The organism is Streptomyces massasporeus (assembly GCF_014648995.1).
GTDB classification, from domain to species: domain Bacteria; phylum Actinomycetota; class Actinomycetes; order Streptomycetales; family Streptomycetaceae; genus Streptomyces; species Streptomyces massasporeus.
The window spans coordinates 42,172-57,028 of the sequence record NZ_BMSE01000019.1 but is presented as its reverse complement, the minus strand read 5'-3'; the positions used below and the strand labels follow the sequence as shown (position 1 = coordinate 57,028).

Here is a 14,857-nt window from a genome sequence, read left to right as displayed (position 1 = left end):
CGGAACACCGCGCCCATCTGGCACACCTTCTAAATGGAGCTACTTCTTCCGCAAGGCGTTCCAAAGCCGTTCTAAAGCGTGGCTCCACGATCACGCTACGCAACTCCCGCCCGGGTGGCAGGACTTCGTAGTTTTGGCGGCGTCCGATCCCGCCGGGACGCCTCCCGGGGCCCGCTCTAGGAGTGATGCGAGTGTTGTTGGCAGACCGCGGCTCACCGCAGGGTGAGGCATGGCGGCTGGTCACCGAGCGTGTGGTGGGCGGCGAGTCGTTGCGCGTGCTGGAGCGGCCGACGGCCTCTCCCGGCGCTGCGGCGCTCGTGCTGGTGCACGGTTTCGAGGACGGCCCCGACACCTGGTCACCCCTGGCCCGGCGGCTCCCCGCACACCTGCGCCTGTACGCCCTCCAACTGCCCTGGTCCTCCGGATCGTCCCACCGCTGGGCGGACGAAGGCGGATCGGCTCTCTGGCTGGAAAGGGCCCTTGCCATGGTGCCGGACCGGCCCGACGTCATCGTCGCCCACTCGTTCGGTGCCACGACCCTGCTGGACCTGCTCGCCCGCAGGAGCGCCGTCCACCAGCCGCCGGCCGTCCTCGTCGCCCCCGTCTACCGGCCGCACGACCGGCCCCTGGACCCGGAGTTCTATGCGGAGGCCGTACGGCGCTTCCGCGGCGTGCTCGGCGAGGGACTGCGCGGCCGGCTCGGACGGCGCGCCGCGACCGTGCCCGCGGACATCGTCGAGGCGATGACCGGCAAGGTCAGGGAGCGCGTGGAACCGCACGGCTTCCTGCAGTTCTACGCCACGCTCGCCCGCGCGGCGGAGCTCCCGCTGCACCGGATCAACTCCCCGGTGCGCCTGGTCAGCGGTCAGCACGACCCGTCCGCGCCGCCGGAGGCGGTGCGCGAACTCCTGCGGCGCATCCCCGCCGCCGAGGCCCGGCAGGATCCGTCCTTCGGGCACTTCTGCCAGGTCCAGGCGCCGGACGCGGTCGCGGCGCACATCGTCGAATTCCTCGGCCGGCTCGGCCTGTACGAGCCCGACACGGAGGCAGTCAGCGCATGACCCTGCAGAACCGTTCGTACGACGTCGTCATCAGCGGAGCCAGCATCGCCGGCACGACCGCCGCCATGCTGCTGGCCCGGCGCGGAGCCCGGGTCGCCCTGCTGGAGCGCCGCTCCGACCCCGCCGCCCACAAGGTGCTGTGCACCCACTACCTCCAGCCGTGCGCCTACCCGGTGCTCGCCGAACTCGACCTGATCGAGGAACTGGAGAAGGCCGGTGCGGTGCGCAACGAGGCCCGCTGGTACACGCGTTGGGGCTGGATCGAACCCAAGGCGTCCCCCGGTGGTCCGGAGCTGCCGTACGCCTACAACGTGCGGCGCAGCACCCTCGACCCGATGATGCGCGGCCGCGCGGCCGAGACCCCGGGCGTCGACCTGCTGCTCGGGCACGCCGTGACCGGGCTGGTGAAGGAGGGCGGCCGTGCGGTGGGTGTGCGCGTCGCCCACCGGGACGAGGGCGAGAGCGAGATCCGCGCCCGGCTCGTCGTCGGCGCGGACGGCAAGGACTCGGCCGTCGCCCGGCTCGCCGGCGTGCCCGGCCGCACCCACGCCAATGGCCGGTTCAGCTACTTCGCGCACTTCCGGGACCTGCCACTGAAGGACGGCATCACCCACTCCTGGTTCCTCGAGCCGGACATGGCCTACGCCATGCCGAACGACGACGGCGTCACCGTGGTCGCGGTGATCCCCGACAAGAAGCGCCTGCCCGCCTTCCGGGACGATCTGGAGGGCAGCTTCCTGCAGTTCGTCCGGGACCTGCCGCAGGCACCGCCGATCGACCTCGCCCAGCGCATCACCAAGATCACCGGAACCGTCAACTACCCCCTGCACAGCAGGCGTCCGACCGCCCCCGGTGTCGCCCTCGTCGGCGACGCCGCCCTGTGCGGCGACCCGCTGTGGGGCGTCGGCTGCGGCTGGGCCCTGCAGTCCGGGCAGTGGCTCGCCGAGACGGTGGGCGACGCGGTGACCGGACGCGGGGACCTCTCCGCCGCCCTCGACGCCTACCGGCGCCGGCACCGCAAGGCCCTGGCCGGGCACCAGCACCTCGCGGCCGACTACGCCACGTCCCGTCCGTTCAACCCCTTCGAGAGGCTGATGTTCTCGGCCGCGGCCCGCGACGACGCCATGGCCCGGCACATGCACATGTTCGCCTCCCGCCTCATCGGCCCCCTGCGGTTCCTCAACCCGGTGGCCCTGGCCCGGGCCTCGGCGGTCAACCTCCGTCACCGCGGCGCGTCCACCCGACCCGCGGTGGCCGACGCGGGCCCGCTGCGCTGACATCCGCCGCCTGCCTGGGCCGGTCCCGCCACGAAGCGTTCCGCACGCACCCCACCACGCTCCCCTCACGAAAGGCAGCCACCATGGCCAGCACCGCTTCCGTCCTCACCGCCGAGCAGGACGGAGTCCTCCGCGCGATCGTCATCGAGGTCCTGGAGCTGGAGCCCGAGGAACTCACCGACACCAGCAGCTTCATCGACGACCACGACGCCGACTCGCTGCTCGCCATCGAGATCCTGGCCCGCATCGAGAAGGACCTCGGTGTCACCATCCCGCAGGACGACCTGACCGAGATGACCAATCTCGACGGGGTGCGCGCCGTGGTGTCCCGAAGCCTGAAGGAGGCCCGCGATGTCTGAGCGCGGCGCACGCCGGGTGGTCGTCACCGGCCTCGGCGCGGTGAGCAGTGCGGGCATCGGCGCGGACGAGTTCACCGCGTCCATCCGGGCCGGGCGACGCACCACCTCCCCCGTACGGTCCTTCGACCCCAGCGGGTTCCCGCACGTCCACGCCGGTGAGGTCCACGACTTCGAGCCCCGCCGGTGGCTGGAGCGCATCGACCCCGCGCACTGGGGCCGCAGCGGCCAGTTCGCGGCCTCGGCCGCCCGGCTCGCGGTCCAGGACGCGGGACTGGCCGCCGAGGACCTGGCCCGTACCCGGGCCGGCTCGGTGATGGGCACCACGAGCGGCGAGTCCGCCGTCATCGAGGAACTCGTCGGCGCCTGGGCCGCCGACGGCCTCAAGGCCCTGCCGCCGGACGTGGTCGGCTCGGTACCGGCGGGCCGGATCGCCGCCGCCGTCAACAGCGAACTCGGCCTGACCGGGGAGGCGCTGACCCTGGCCACCGCCTGCTCGGCGAGCAACTACGCCCTGGGCTACGCGTTCGACATGGTCGCCGACGGCGACGCCGAGTACATGCTGGCGGGCGGCGCGGACTCGCTCAACCGCTGGGCGCACGCCGGGTTCTACCGGCTCGGCGCCCTCGCCGAGGAGGTCTGCCGGCCCTTCGACGCCGACCGCAGCGGCATCCTCACCGCCGAGGGCGGGGTCGCACTGCTCCTCGAACCGTACGAGCGGGCCGTCGCGCGCGGCGCCCGCATCTACGCCGAGGTGCTGGGCTACAGCGTCAACTGCGACGCCGAGCACATGGTGCACCCGGACCCGACGAGCATCGCGGCCTGCATCCGCGCGGCCCATCGCAGCGCCGGGGTCGAGCCCTCGCAGATCGACTACATCTGCGCACACGGCACCGGCACCCGCACCAACGACGCCACCGAAGTCGCCGCCGTACGCGAGGTGTTCGGCGACCGCCTCCCGCCGATCAGCTCCATCAAGTCCATGATCGGCCACACCATGGGAGCGGCCAGCGGCTTCGGAGCGCTCATCTGCTGCCGGGCGCTGTACGACGGCTTCCTGCCCCCCACCGCGGGTGTCGAGCGCACCGACCCCGATCTCGGTCCGGGCGTCGATCCGATCCCCGGCCGGGCGCGCACGGCACGGCCGCGGATCGTCGAGAACCACGGCTTCGCCTTCGGCGGCAACAACGCCATCACGATCCTCGGGAGGGTCGCATGACCTCGGCCGCAGCCCTTTCGGCCCCCGTGGCCGCCGGCCCGTTGCCGCCGGCCACGCCCCTCGCCGTCACCGCGGTCGGTGCGGTGAGCGCCGCGGGCATCGGACTGGAGGCCCTCGGCCGCGCGGTCGCCGAGGGCATCGCCGGGCACGCCGACCCCGCGGGACTGAGCGAGGAGAGCCTGCCGCCCCGGCCGGTGCGGGTCGTCCCCGATCTCCCGGTGGCCGAACTGATCGGCCGCAAGGGCACCCGCCACCTGGACCGCACGACCAAACTGGCCCTGATCGCCTGCCGATTGACGCTCGACACCTACCCCGGCCGGGCCGGAGAGCGCTCGGGAGTCGTGCTGGGCACCAGCACCGGCAGCATCCGCAGCTCCAGCGAGTTCTCCATGGAGACCCTCCGCCAGGAGCGACCGTATCTGGTCAACCCCAGCCTCTTCCCGAACACGGTGATGAACTGCGCGGCCGGCCAGATCGCCATCCGGCACGGGCTGCACGGCGTGAACGCCACGATCGCCGGCGGGCATCTCTCCGGCGTCCAGTCCCTCAAGTACGCGCGCAACGCCCTGCGTCAGGGACACGCCGACCGCATCCTGGTCGGCGGCGTGGAGGAGTTCTGCGCGCAGAGCGCCTGGGGCTGGCACCTCTCCGGCGCGCTCGGCGTCGACGTGCCCGTGGGCGAGGGCGCCGCCATGCTGATGGTCGAGCAGGAGCCGACGGCCTCCGACGCCGGCCGACCGGTGCTCGCCCGGATCCTCGCCTGCGAGACGGGATACGGCCCCCCGGGCCGGCTCGCCGACGCGCTGGCCTCGGTCGTCACCGCGGCCCTGGAGCGCTGCGGCCGGCGGCCCGAGGAGGTCGGCGCGGTGTCGTACGGCGCGACGGGCCTCACGGGCCTGGAGCGCATCGAGGACCGCGCGGTGCGTGCGGCCCTGGGCGGGCGGTCACCCGGCCGCGACGTCCGCGTGAAGGAGTCGGTCGGCGAGTGCTTCGGCGCCGACGGGGTGCTGCAGATCGCCGGACTGCTCGGCGCGTGGCGGTACACCGCCGCCCCCGCCGGCGAACTCGCCCTGGTCACCGCGGTGGCCCGGGACGGCAACGTCGGCTGCGCGGTCCTGGAGGCCGGCGCACTCGCCTGACGCCAGATGCCCCGACGGGTGCCGTGCCGCGGCACGGCACCCCGCCGCCCCGGCCAAGGCGGCCCTCGTTGCCCGACGGCTGGAAGGAAACACCGCTCCCGTGCCGCGCTCCTGTGACGCCCCGCGCACCGCCCCCACTTCCCCCGCCGAACTCGTCGCCGACTGCCTGGCGGGAAGCCAGCGGGCGTGGGCCGCGCTCGTCGAGCAGTACTCACCGCTGGTGTGGACGGTGGCCCGCTCACACCGCCTGGATCCCGCCGACTGCGAGGAGGTGTACCAGCTCACCTGGCTGCGGGTGTACCAGAGCCTGGCCCGGCTGCACTCCCCGCACCGCTTCCCCGCCTGGATCACGACCTGCGCCCGGCGGGAGAGCCTCAGGCAGTATCAGAGGGCGGCCCGGTACGTGCCCGTCGGCGATGGCTCGGTCCTCGACCGCCCCGCCGCGGAACACGGCCCCGAGGGCGCGCTGCTCTCGCGGGAGCGCCGCTCCGAGGTCCTCGTCGCGCTGTCCGGCCTGCCCGCCCGGGACCGCGCCCTGCTGTCCTTGCTCAGCGCGGACCCCGCGCCCGGCTACGACGAGGTGAGCCGCCGGCTGGGCATCGCCCGCGGCTCTGTCGGCCCGCTGCGCGCCCGCGCTCTACGTCGGCTCGCCGAGGGGCTTCGGGCCCGGGGCGTGTTGGTTGCCGGCGAGGTGTGACGCCGTCGGTTCTCGGCTGGGACGAGGTGAGCTGCCGGTTGGGAATGGCCCGCGGCTCTGTCGGCCCGCTGCGCGCCCGCGTTCTGCGTCGGCTCGCCGAGGGGCTTCGGGCCCGGGGCGTGTTGGTTGCCGGCGAGGTGTGACGTTGTCAGGGATCCGCCGAGTCCGGCTCCGGGCACCCACAGGGTTCGTGCAGCGGTGCGCCGCACGGGGCCGGCCAGCTCGCCACCTCGGCCCGCAGCCGCCGCGGGACCTCCCCGACCGCCTCCCGCACCATCGCCGTCAGCCACTCCTCGTCCCCGGAGGGATCCTGCTCGCCGCCGCGCCACATGGCATGCCTCCTCACAGCGTCGCCACCGCCGACACCGGCAGAGTGCCGCTGACCAGCGTGGCCGGTGCGCCGTCGCGGACGGCCGCGGCGGCGACGAAGCCGCAGGGCGCGTCGAGGTCCAGCAGCGTCCACGCGGGGTCGTCCGAGCCGGGCCGGCCGTCCACGCCGTGGGCGATGCCCGTGCCGACGCCCTTCAGATAGGCCTCCTTGCGCACCCACGTCCGCAGAAACGCGCTCGGGCGTTCGTCCTCGGGGAGCGCGTCGAGCGCCCGCCGTTCGCCGGAGTGCAGCCACCCGCCGACGGTCCGCTCGAGTCCGGGCCGGGTCGGCGCCGCCTCCAGGTCGACTCCCACGGGGGCGGCCGCGAACGCGTACAGGACCGCGGTTCCGGAATGCGTCATGGAGAACTCCGGGCCGACCCCACCACGCAGCCGGGGACGGCCGTGGCCGGAGGCCCCGCAGCGCGGACACGGCGCCCGCTCGAAGGCCACCCCGCCCGGCCCGGTGCCCAGGTACCGGGCGCACAGCATCCGCAGACCGGCGTGGGCCAGCACGAAGCGGTTCCTGCTCTCCGGCTCGCGCAGCCGTTCGGCGCGCGCGATCTCGGCGGCGTCGAGCACCGAGTGGGCCTGCCCCGGGGACGCGCCCGACGGCACCGGCAGCCACCACACGTGCAGCTCGCCGGGCCGGGGGCGGGCGCGCGGTGGGGTCACAGGGCCACGCCGCCGTCGACCTGGAGGATCTGCCCGGTGATGTAGCCGGCCTTGTCCGACATCAGGAACGCGGTGAGGTCGGCGACCTCCTGCGCGGTGCCGAAGCGGCGCAGCGGAACCGCGGCGACGGCCTCCTTGCGTGCCTTGTCGCTCATCTCGTCGGTCATGTCGGTGTCGATGAACCCCGGTGCCACGGCGTTGACCCGGACACCCTGCCGGGCCAGCTCCTTGGCGAGGGTCCGGGTGAGGCTGTTCACTCCGCCCTTGGACGCCGAGTAGTTGGCCTGGGTGGCGTGGCCGTAGACGCCGGCCACGGACGAGATGTTGACGATGACGCCGGCTCGCCGCTTGAGCATGCCGAAGCCGACCGTGCGGCAGAAGTTGAAGGTGCCCGTCAGATTGGTGTCGATGACCGCTCCCCAGTCCTCGACCGGCATCATCACCAGGTGGCTGTCCCGGACGATGCCCGCGGAGTTCACCAGGCCGTACACGGGCCCGAGTTCATGCTCCGCCTGCTTGACGAACGTCTCCACGGCCACGTGGTCGGCGACGTCGCACGGCGCGTGGAAGCAGGCCGCTCCCTGTGCGCGGACGAGTTCGGCCGTCTCCTCCGCGGCGGCGGAACGACTGCGGCCGCAGAAGGCGATGTCGTGCCCTTCGGCGGCGAGCTGGACGGCGACGGCGCGCCCGATGCTGCGCGATCCCCCCGAGACGATGACGACACGGCGCTGACTGTCCGGCATGACGACGGTTCCCTCCACAAACGGTCCCCTCGACGGGGACGGGGCCGCTCACGGCCCCCTACGGTCCGGTCACCGGGGGACGTCCTGTCCGGGTGTCGTCCCGCCGGCCCCCGTACAGAGGCCGCGGAGGCTGCCGTGGATACACCGCGCGGGCGGAAATCCGGCGAGAGCCCGTGTGAGGGTGCGCGGTCACGCGTCCGGGTCGGGCAGTGTCCCCAACGCGGCGAAGACCGAGGCGTCGATGACGGTGTAGGCGTCCTCCACCCACTGCTCGTCCATGCCCGCGCCCGGCTTGGCGCCGATCATCGTCAGATCGTTCAGGAGCAGTCCCAGCGCCATGTAGATCTTCATCTGCACCGGATCCACGCCGGCCCGCTTGGCCAGCTGCTGCCACTGGTCGCCGTAACACTCCCGCACGGCCTCGCGCACCTCGTCGTTGGCGCACGCGGCGAAGGCCTGCACCTGGATCAGCACATCGGGATTGTTCTCCAGGTTCGACCGGTACTGGTTGCCCATCGCCACCAGCGCGTTCACACCGGACAGTCCTTCAGCCGCGTCGAGCATGCGGGTCGTCGACTGCGTAAACGAAATGCGAACACATTCGGTGAACAATTTCGTCTTGCTGCCGAATAGCCGGAAAACGTACGGCTGCGTCACACCCGCCGCCTTGGCGATCACATCGACAGGGGTGCCGAAGAGTCCCGTCCGGGAGAACTCCAGCATGGCGATATCGAGAATCTGGGCTCGTCGCTGCGCTGCTGACATGCGGATTTTTTGCATAGTTCATTGTGTCACATCCGCGCGTCGGGCTCCTCGACTTGTGTCACACCTCGACGCCGGCTCCCCACCCGGCCCGTCGGTGTCGGCGGTTGCGGCATCAGCTTGGCTGCTAGTGCTAACTAACCTGATGAGTCTCGGGTCAAGTCCCTGCTCTGGGCGGCTAGTCAGTTGTATGCACCTACTTACTTAGGGGTTGCGGAGGGGATCGGGCTGGGCTATGGTCAGTGCTGCCGGGGGCAGGCCGCAGCCGCCCGCCGGGGTCACACGGCCGCGGCAGGGCGTTCCCGGGAGGCGTGAGCTGGGGGATGGAAATGGCCGACGAGCCCGCTTATGTGAAATACCCCAGAATTTCACCCGGAGAAGCGTCTTCCCATCGCGAGACGCGCAGGGTGCCATCGATGATTCCGCGGCCGTCAACCCGTTCGTGCAATTCGCAGGGGGAGAAAGACGATGCGACCCACGCCAATCTCGGCAGGTAATCCATGCGCCGACCTCGGGCAGACGATCTGGGAATTCTGGACCGGATTGTGGAACGGCACCGGCGGGTCCGACCCGGCCGAGTTCATCACCGACGACGTGACCGTGCACCTGCCGCTCTTCGGGATGCCCCCCTCGGCGTCGCTGACCACCCGCGACGACGTCACGCGCTGGATCGAGGGCTTCCGGAGCTGTTACCGCCCGGGCGCACGATTCGCCGCCGAGCTCGGGCCCTGGCTCGTCGGTGACGAGTACGTCGTGGCGCGCTGGCGCTTCACCGGGACGTGGCAGGGCGGCGTCCCCGCCACGGCCACCGCGCCGCCCGGCACCGAGGTCTCCATCTGCGGCGTCGACATCCTGCGGCTCGAGAACCGGCGCATCGCCGAGTACTGGCTCAGCGACGACCAGCTCGACCTGTACGGCCAGCTCGGCGCGACGATCCCGGCGGGAGCCCGAGCCTGATGAACGGCACGATCTTCCCCACCGGAGCACGACAGGAGCCGTCCCATGCGGCCGCCGACTGAGCCGGGCGCCTTCGTGATCGGCAGTGCCGTGGTGCTGCCACCGGCGACGGAGTCCGCCGAGGAGGCCGTACGGTCGGGGCGCATCACCGAGTCGGAGCGCGACCGGCTGGGCGTGACGCGGGTGCACGTCGCCGACGAGCCGGCGCCGTTACTCGCCGCGGCCGCGGCACGCGCCGCCGCCACCAGGGCGGGTGCCGCACCCGACCAGGTCGGGCACCTGCTGCACGCCCACACCTACTACCAGGGGCACGACTTCTGGTCCCCCGCGCACTTCGTCGCGCACGAGGCCGGGTTCGACAGCTGCGTCCCCCTGTCCGTCGGGCAGATGTGCAACGGCGGAGCCGCGGCGCTCGGCATCGCCGTCGAGCGGGTCCGCTCCGCGGCCCCCGGAGCGCCGGCCCTGAGCGTGGTGACCACGGCGGACACCTTCGGCGGCGACGGCTTCGACCGGTGGGGCAGCGACTACGACACCGTGTACGGCGACGGCGCCACCTGCGTGGTCCTCTCCCCGCACGCCGATCGCAGGACCGGGCCCGCCCTGCGCGTCCTCGCCCTGGACTCGCGCGCCCGGCCGCAGTTCGAGGCCATGTACCGCGAGGGCGACGCCTTCGGTACCACCCCCCACGCCCTGCGGGCTGCCGTCGACGTCAAGGCCACCAAGCGCGCCTTCTTCCAACGCTCCGGCGGCACCGCCGAGTTCCGCGACGTCGCGGTCAAGACCATCGGCGAACTCGTCGCCGGAGTCATCGACAGAGCCGGTGTCGGCATCGGCGACGTGGCCGCGACGATGCTTCCCCGGCTCAGCCCCAAGGTGCTCGACCTCATGTACTCCGAGGCGATCGATCCGCGGCTCGCGCCGACGCTGCACTGCGAGCGCGACACGACAGGACATCTGGGCGCCGGCGACTTCCTCGCGAACCTGGACCATCTGCGGCGCACCGGCCTCATCGCCGACGGGCAGTACGCGCTCGTCGTCGGCGGCGGCGGCGGTTTCACCTGGTCGGCCGCGCTCGTGCAGAAGCTCGGCCCCTCGGTCCCGCGCCCCTGACCCCCCACACCCCTCTCCGCCCCGCATGCACCCCCCCCGAAAGGACCCACGATGTCTGACCCCGGCGCCCACGACTGGTCGATCCTGGATGTCGACCCGCTGCAGCAGACCGTCACCGATGCCGACGCATACGTGCGCACCCTCATGCAGTGGCATTTCGGGCCGCGGACGGGGTCGCCGTTCTGGCTGAAGCGCAAGGCCACCCTGGGCTTCGACCCCCTCACCGACGTGAAGTCCGTCGAGGATCTCGCCCTGTTCCCCAACGTCGTCGACGAGTTCCGCGACATCGCCGCGGAGGACCTCGTCCCGCGCGGCCTCGGCGAGTCGCCGAAGATCGCGGCCATCTTCGAGAGCGGCGGCACGACGGGCCGGCCCAAGCGGTTCGTCATGTTCGAGGACTGGTTCACCCGCTACCTGGCCTGGGCGGGCCGCAAAGCCGCTTCGGGTCTCGGCGGTTCGGGCATCAACCTGCTCGCCACGACACCGTCCGGCCCGCACATGATCGGCGAGGTCACCGTCCGGCAGTCGCACGCCCTGGGCGGCAAGCGGTTCAGCATCGACATCGACCCGCGCTGGGTCAAGAAGCTCATCGAGCGCGGCCAGACCGACGAGCTGCGCGCCTACGTCGACCATCTCGTCGACCAGACCGCCGACATCCTCGCGACCCAGGACATCGGGATGATCCAGACCATCCCGATCCTGCTGACGAAGATCGCCGAACGTCCCGAACTCGTCGAGCTCGTCCGCTCCAAGGTCAAGCGCATCGCCTGGGGCGGGGCGCACATGGACCCGGACACCCGCGCCATCCTGCGCGAAGAGGTGTTCCCCGGCATCCCGATCGTCGGCGGCTACGGCAGTACGACGATCCTCAGCGTCGCCGTGGAACGCAAGGAGGAACAGCCCTCGGGCCTCGCGACCTTCGACCCGTTCTCCCCGTACGTGTTCTTCCGGGTCGTCGACCCCGACACGGGCCGGCCCGTCCCCTACGGCGAGCGCGGGCAGATCGTGATGAACCACATCTCCAAGTTCGCGCTCGTCCCCAACAACCTGGAACGCGACACCGCGATCCGGGTGGCGGCCGAGGACGGCCACATCGGAGACGCGGTCGCCGACGTCGCGCCAGTGCAGACGTTCGAGGGCACCCGCGTCACCGAGGGGGTCTACTGACGATGACCGCCCCCCAAGCCGCGCCCGTGTTCACCCACGTCGACGCGATCACCGACGCGGGCGAGTACCGGGCCCGGGCGAGCAAACCGCTCCGTCTGCCCGACGGCCGCGAGATCGGCGCCGTCAGCGAGGTCCCCCGGCTCTACGTCACCCGCGCCTTCGCCCGGCTGGCCCAGGCTCCCGTGCTGCCCTACGCGACCCGGCTGGAGATGCTCGCCAAGGCGGCCGACCTGTTCGAGAACGCCATGCTCGAGGGGCAGTCGGCCGACGACTACCTCGACCTGGTGAGCCTGTGCGCCGGAGTGCCGCGCGCGATCGCGCACGCTTCGGTCGCCGCCATCGCCCGGACGCTGCGGGCCCTGCCGGACACACTCGCGCAGGAGATCCCGCGGGGCGCCGTCACCGACCTCGACGACCCCCGGCTGCGGGAGGGCGCGGCGTACTGGGCGCGCCAGGGCAGGACACTCGCGGTCCACGCCTCCGGCAACACCCCGGGCGTGCACAGCCTGTGGCCCAGCGCCCTGGCCCTCGGCTACGCGGTGGCGGTCCGGCCGTCGAGCCGCGAGCCGTTCACCCCGCAGCGTCTCGTGCGCGCTTTCCGGGAAGCGGGCTTCACCTCGCACGTGGCCCTGCTGCCCACCGACCACGACGTCGCCGACGTCCTCATTGAGCAGGCCGACCGCGCGCTGGTCTACGGCGGGCAGTCCGTCGTGGACAAGTACGCCGCGAACCCGGCCGTGCTCACCCAGGGGCCCGGGCGCTCGAAGACGGTCGTCACCGACGACGTCGACTGGCACGAGCACCTGGACACGATCGCGGCCTCGGTCGCGGGCCTCGGCGGCGCCGCCTGCACCTGCACCACCGCGGTCCTCGTCGAGGGCGACACGGCGACGGCGCACGCCTTCGCCGCCGCCCTCGCCGGCCGGCTCGCCGAGGTCGAGGCCGGCAAGCTCCGCATCGAACTGCCCGAGGAGACGGCCCGTCAACTCGCCGACTACGTCGAACAGGCCGGGACGGGCACCACGGCCTACGGCCGGGACGACATCGTCGAGACGGTCCGTCCGGGGGCGGCGGTCCTGCACCCGGTCGTCCGGGTCGCCCCCGACGCCAAGGCTCCCGTGCTGGGCGTGGAACTGCCCTTCCCCTGTGTCTGGGTGGCACCGTACCGCCGGGCCGACGGGATCGCGCCGCTCACCTCCTCGCTGGTCGTCGCGGCGATCACCGAGGACATGGAGTTCGCGCGCCGGCTGCTCGACGAGCCGGGCATCGCCAACGTCTACATCGGCTCCCACACCACGACATGGATGAAACCCGGGGTGCCGCACGACGGCTACCTGTCCGAACACCTGATGAGGACCAAGGGCGTCATCCGCTGACCTCGCCGCTCTGGAACCCCCCACCCGAACGCGACCGAAAGAACCTGTCATGAGCGCCGACACGCCCACCACCGCCCCCGCCGCCCCGGTGGACAAGACGGCCGACCGCCGCCGGGGGATCGTCTTCGCCGTCCTGTGCTGCGGATTCGTGCTGACCAGTCTCGACATGATGATCGTGAACGTCGCCTTCCCGGCGATCGAGCACGAGTTCCCCGGCTACAGCAACGCCGTCATGAGCTGGACGCTGAACGCGTACACGATCCTCTACGCCGCCGCGCTGATCCCCGCCGGCCGGCTGGCCGATCACCTGGGCCGCAAGCAGACGTTCCTCGGCGGGCTGGTGCTCTTCACCCTGGCCAGCGGACTGTGCGCGTTCGCCCCCACCCTGCCGGTCCTGATCGCGGCACGGGCCCTCCAAGCGCTCGGTGCCGCCGCCCTCACCCCGACCTCGATGGGCCTGTTGCTGCAGGTGAACCCGCCGGAGCTGCAGCAGCGCGCGATCCGCAGCTGGACCGCGGCCGGCGGGATCGCGGCGGCCATGGCACCGGTCGTCGGAGGCCTGCTCGTCCAGTACGACTGGCGACTGATCTTCCTCATCAACGTCCCGATCGGCGCCCTGGCCGTCGGCGTCGGAGTGCGCGTGCTGCCCTCCTCGGAACGGCGCTCCTCGGCACCGGCCCCCGACCTGATCGGCGCCCTGGCCGTCGCGCTCTTCGTCGGCGCCCTCGTCTTCGCGCTCGTCGAGGCACCGGACGCCGGATGGGGCTCGGCGACCACCCTGTCGGCCTTCGCCGGCTCGGCCCTGATGCTCGCCGTCGCCGTGGTCCGGAACCTTCGGCACGCCTCGCCGGTCGTCCCGCGCGAACTGCTCGCACTGCCGGTCTACGTCCGCACGAACATCGCGGCGTTCGTCTACAGCGCCGCCTTCGCGGTGATGCTGCTCTCGGTCGTGCTGTGGACGCAGAACGTGCGCGGCTACTCCGCGATCGAGACCGGTCTGGCCATCGCGCCGGGAACCGTGCTGATGCCGGTCTTCGCCATGCTCACCGGGCGGATGGCCCGGAGCATCGGTCTGGCCGGCACCGCGGCGCTGGGCTGCGTCGTCCTCGGTCTCGGCATGGTCTGGTGGACGGTCACCGCCCCGACAGACCTGCCGTACGTGCTGGCGATCATGCCCGGCTCCATGCTCACCTCCATCGGCACCATCGTGGCGATGGCGGCGTTCGCCGGCCGCGTGTCCACCACCATCCCGGAGTCCTTCTACGCCTCGGGCTCCGCCGTGCACACCATGGCCAAGCAGATGGGCATCGCGATCGGCGTCGCCCTGCTCCTCGTCATCCACGACAGCGCCACCCGCGGCGGGACGTCGCCGATTCCGGCCCTGCGCGAAGCGTGGATCGTCGCCGCCGTGCTCACCGTCGTCGCGGCCGGGATCGCCCTGGCCGGCTCGCGCCGGACGGCCACCACACCCACCGACTAGAAGGACCGACACATGCTCACGTTGGACACGTCCGTCGCGGACAAGATATGGGAGAACTGGCTGCGGATGTGGAACGAGGATTCCGACATCGCCCACGACATCATCTCCCCGGCCGGATACGTGCTGCACCTGCCCGATGCCACGGCCACCATCGACCCGTCCACGATCTCGGGCCCGGCGGAAATGTCGAAATGGGTCGCCGGATTCACCGGGAAATTCGAAGGTCTCCGGTACACGACGGACTTCGGGCCGTTCGTCGACGGGAACGAGCGCCGTTTCGCCTACCGCTGGATCGGCACCGGCAGATGGACCGGTGCCACGGGCTGGCCGCACGACATCCCGGGCCGGGAGGCCCTCTTCGTCGGGGTCGACATCTTCCAGGTCGACGAGGCGCTGCAGATCACCGAGTGCTGGTCCCAGGGCGCCGTCACCAGGACGACCTGAGCCCACGCGCAGCCATCCCAGACCC

Annotated in this window: 16 protein-coding genes; 12 read left to right on the top strand and 4 right to left on the bottom strand. The window is 72.1% G+C overall.

Features of this window, described 5'->3' with window-relative positions:
* Positions 1–191 precede the first annotated feature (191 nt).
* From IE153_RS32225 to IE153_RS32200, 6 genes are all read left to right on the top strand, one after another.
* Positions 192–1,061: an alpha/beta fold hydrolase gene (locus IE153_RS32225; protein WP_189593268.1), complete on the top strand. Its 870-nt coding sequence runs from the start codon at positions 192–194 to the stop codon at positions 1,059–1,061.
* Positions 1,058–2,338, top strand: coding sequence for an NAD(P)/FAD-dependent oxidoreductase (locus IE153_RS32220; protein ID WP_189593267.1), 1,281 nt, complete (start codon positions 1,058–1,060; stop codon positions 2,336–2,338). Before IE153_RS32225 ends, IE153_RS32220 begins: the two co-directional genes overlap by 4 nt.
* An 83-nt stretch (positions 2,339–2,421) precedes the next feature.
* Positions 2,422–2,697, top strand: coding sequence for an acyl carrier protein (locus IE153_RS32215; protein ID WP_189593266.1), 276 nt, complete (start codon positions 2,422–2,424; stop codon positions 2,695–2,697).
* Positions 2,690–3,913: a beta-ketoacyl-[acyl-carrier-protein] synthase family protein gene (locus tag IE153_RS32210; RefSeq protein WP_189593265.1), complete on the top strand. Its 1,224-nt coding sequence runs from the start codon at positions 2,690–2,692 to the stop codon at positions 3,911–3,913. The genes IE153_RS32215 and IE153_RS32210 overlap by 8 nt, the downstream gene beginning before the upstream one ends.
* A complete protein-coding gene (locus tag IE153_RS32205) occupies positions 3,910–5,052 on the top strand; it encodes a beta-ketoacyl synthase N-terminal-like domain-containing protein (protein ID WP_189593264.1) in 1,143 nt (380 codons plus the stop codon). The genes IE153_RS32210 and IE153_RS32205 overlap by 4 nt, the downstream gene beginning before the upstream one ends.
* Positions 5,053–5,152: 100 nt before the next feature.
* Positions 5,153–5,749 (top strand): RNA polymerase sigma factor, encoded by a 597-nt coding sequence (locus tag IE153_RS32200; RefSeq protein ID WP_189593263.1) that lies wholly within the window; start codon positions 5,153–5,155, stop codon positions 5,747–5,749.
* 148 nt (positions 5,750–5,897) lie between these two features.
* Here IE153_RS32200 and IE153_RS32195 read toward each other — a convergent pair whose 3' ends face one another.
* From IE153_RS32195 to IE153_RS32180, 4 genes are all read right to left on the bottom strand, one after another.
* Positions 5,898–6,080, bottom strand: a complete 183-nt coding sequence (locus IE153_RS32195; RefSeq protein ID WP_189593262.1) for a hypothetical protein — start codon at positions 6,078–6,080, stop codon at positions 5,898–5,900.
* A gap of 11 nt (positions 6,081–6,091) precedes the next feature.
* Complete coding sequence (locus IE153_RS32190) at positions 6,092–6,793, bottom strand: 4'-phosphopantetheinyl transferase family protein (protein WP_189593261.1); 702 nt, start codon at positions 6,791–6,793, stop codon at positions 6,092–6,094.
* The gene (fabG, locus tag IE153_RS32185) at positions 6,790–7,536 is read right to left on the bottom strand and encodes a 3-oxoacyl-ACP reductase FabG (protein ID WP_189593260.1); all 747 of its coding nucleotides are present in this window, start codon (positions 7,534–7,536) and stop codon (positions 6,790–6,792) included. The genes IE153_RS32190 and fabG overlap by 4 nt, the downstream gene beginning before the upstream one ends.
* Before the next feature lie 189 nt (positions 7,537–7,725).
* On the bottom strand, positions 7,726–8,301 hold the full coding sequence (locus IE153_RS32180) for a TetR/AcrR family transcriptional regulator (RefSeq protein WP_189593259.1): 576 nt from the start codon (positions 8,299–8,301) through the stop codon (positions 7,726–7,728).
* 465 nt (positions 8,302–8,766) lie between these two features.
* Between IE153_RS32180 and IE153_RS32175 the strand changes: the two genes are divergently transcribed.
* From IE153_RS32175 to IE153_RS32150, 6 genes are read left to right on the top strand one after another with little or no spacing between them, the layout of a single operon-like run.
* Positions 8,767–9,255 (top strand): ester cyclase, encoded by a 489-nt coding sequence (locus tag IE153_RS32175; RefSeq protein ID WP_189593258.1) that lies wholly within the window; start codon positions 8,767–8,769, stop codon positions 9,253–9,255.
* A gap of 45 nt (positions 9,256–9,300) precedes the next feature.
* Entirely contained in the window at positions 9,301–10,365 is a 1,065-nt protein-coding gene (locus tag IE153_RS32170; RefSeq protein WP_189593257.1) for a 3-oxoacyl-[acyl-carrier-protein] synthase III C-terminal domain-containing protein, read from the top strand.
* A gap of 51 nt (positions 10,366–10,416) precedes the next feature.
* A complete protein-coding gene (locus tag IE153_RS32165) occupies positions 10,417–11,532 on the top strand; it encodes an AMP-binding protein (RefSeq protein ID WP_189593256.1) in 1,116 nt (371 codons plus the stop codon).
* A 2-nt stretch (positions 11,533–11,534) separates the two neighbouring features.
* On the top strand, positions 11,535–12,908 hold the full coding sequence (locus IE153_RS32160) for an aldehyde dehydrogenase family protein (protein ID WP_189593255.1): 1,374 nt from the start codon (positions 11,535–11,537) through the stop codon (positions 12,906–12,908).
* A gap of 49 nt (positions 12,909–12,957) precedes the next feature.
* Positions 12,958–14,388 (top strand): MFS transporter, encoded by a 1,431-nt coding sequence (locus IE153_RS32155; RefSeq protein WP_189593254.1) that lies wholly within the window; start codon positions 12,958–12,960, stop codon positions 14,386–14,388.
* A 12-nt stretch (positions 14,389–14,400) separates the two neighbouring features.
* Positions 14,401–14,832 (top strand): nuclear transport factor 2 family protein, encoded by a 432-nt coding sequence (locus IE153_RS32150; protein ID WP_189593253.1) that lies wholly within the window; start codon positions 14,401–14,403, stop codon positions 14,830–14,832.
* The last annotated feature ends 25 nt before the right edge of the window (positions 14,833–14,857 follow it).

Bases quoted from the DNA above. Each gene is read 5' to 3' on its own strand.
- IE153_RS32175 (WP_189593258.1), top strand. From the start codon at position 8,767: ATGCGACCCACGCCAATCTCGGCAGGTAATCCATGCGCCGACCTCGGG.
- fabG (WP_189593260.1), bottom strand. From the start codon at position 7,536: ATGCCGGACAGTCAGCGCCGTGTCGTCATCGTCTCGGGGGGATCGCGC.
- IE153_RS32180 (WP_189593259.1), bottom strand. From the start codon at position 8,301: ATGTCAGCAGCGCAGCGACGAGCCCAGATTCTCGATATCGCCATGCTG.
- IE153_RS32215 (WP_189593266.1), top strand. From the start codon at position 2,422: ATGGCCAGCACCGCTTCCGTCCTCACCGCCGAGCAGGACGGAGTCCTC.
- IE153_RS32160 (WP_189593255.1), top strand. From the start codon at position 11,535: ATGACCGCCCCCCAAGCCGCGCCCGTGTTCACCCACGTCGACGCGATC.
- IE153_RS32210 (WP_189593265.1), top strand. From the start codon at position 2,690: ATGTCTGAGCGCGGCGCACGCCGGGTGGTCGTCACCGGCCTCGGCGCG.
- IE153_RS32165 (WP_189593256.1), top strand. From the start codon at position 10,417: ATGTCTGACCCCGGCGCCCACGACTGGTCGATCCTGGATGTCGACCCG.
- IE153_RS32205 (WP_189593264.1), top strand. From the start codon at position 3,910: ATGACCTCGGCCGCAGCCCTTTCGGCCCCCGTGGCCGCCGGCCCGTTG.
- IE153_RS32220 (WP_189593267.1), top strand. From the start codon at position 1,058: ATGACCCTGCAGAACCGTTCGTACGACGTCGTCATCAGCGGAGCCAGC.
- IE153_RS32170 (WP_189593257.1), top strand. From the start codon at position 9,301: ATGCGGCCGCCGACTGAGCCGGGCGCCTTCGTGATCGGCAGTGCCGTG.
- IE153_RS32195 (WP_189593262.1), bottom strand. From the start codon at position 6,080: ATGTGGCGCGGCGGCGAGCAGGATCCCTCCGGGGACGAGGAGTGGCTG.
- IE153_RS32150 (WP_189593253.1), top strand. From the start codon at position 14,401: ATGCTCACGTTGGACACGTCCGTCGCGGACAAGATATGGGAGAACTGG.
- IE153_RS32155 (WP_189593254.1), top strand. From the start codon at position 12,958: ATGAGCGCCGACACGCCCACCACCGCCCCCGCCGCCCCGGTGGACAAG.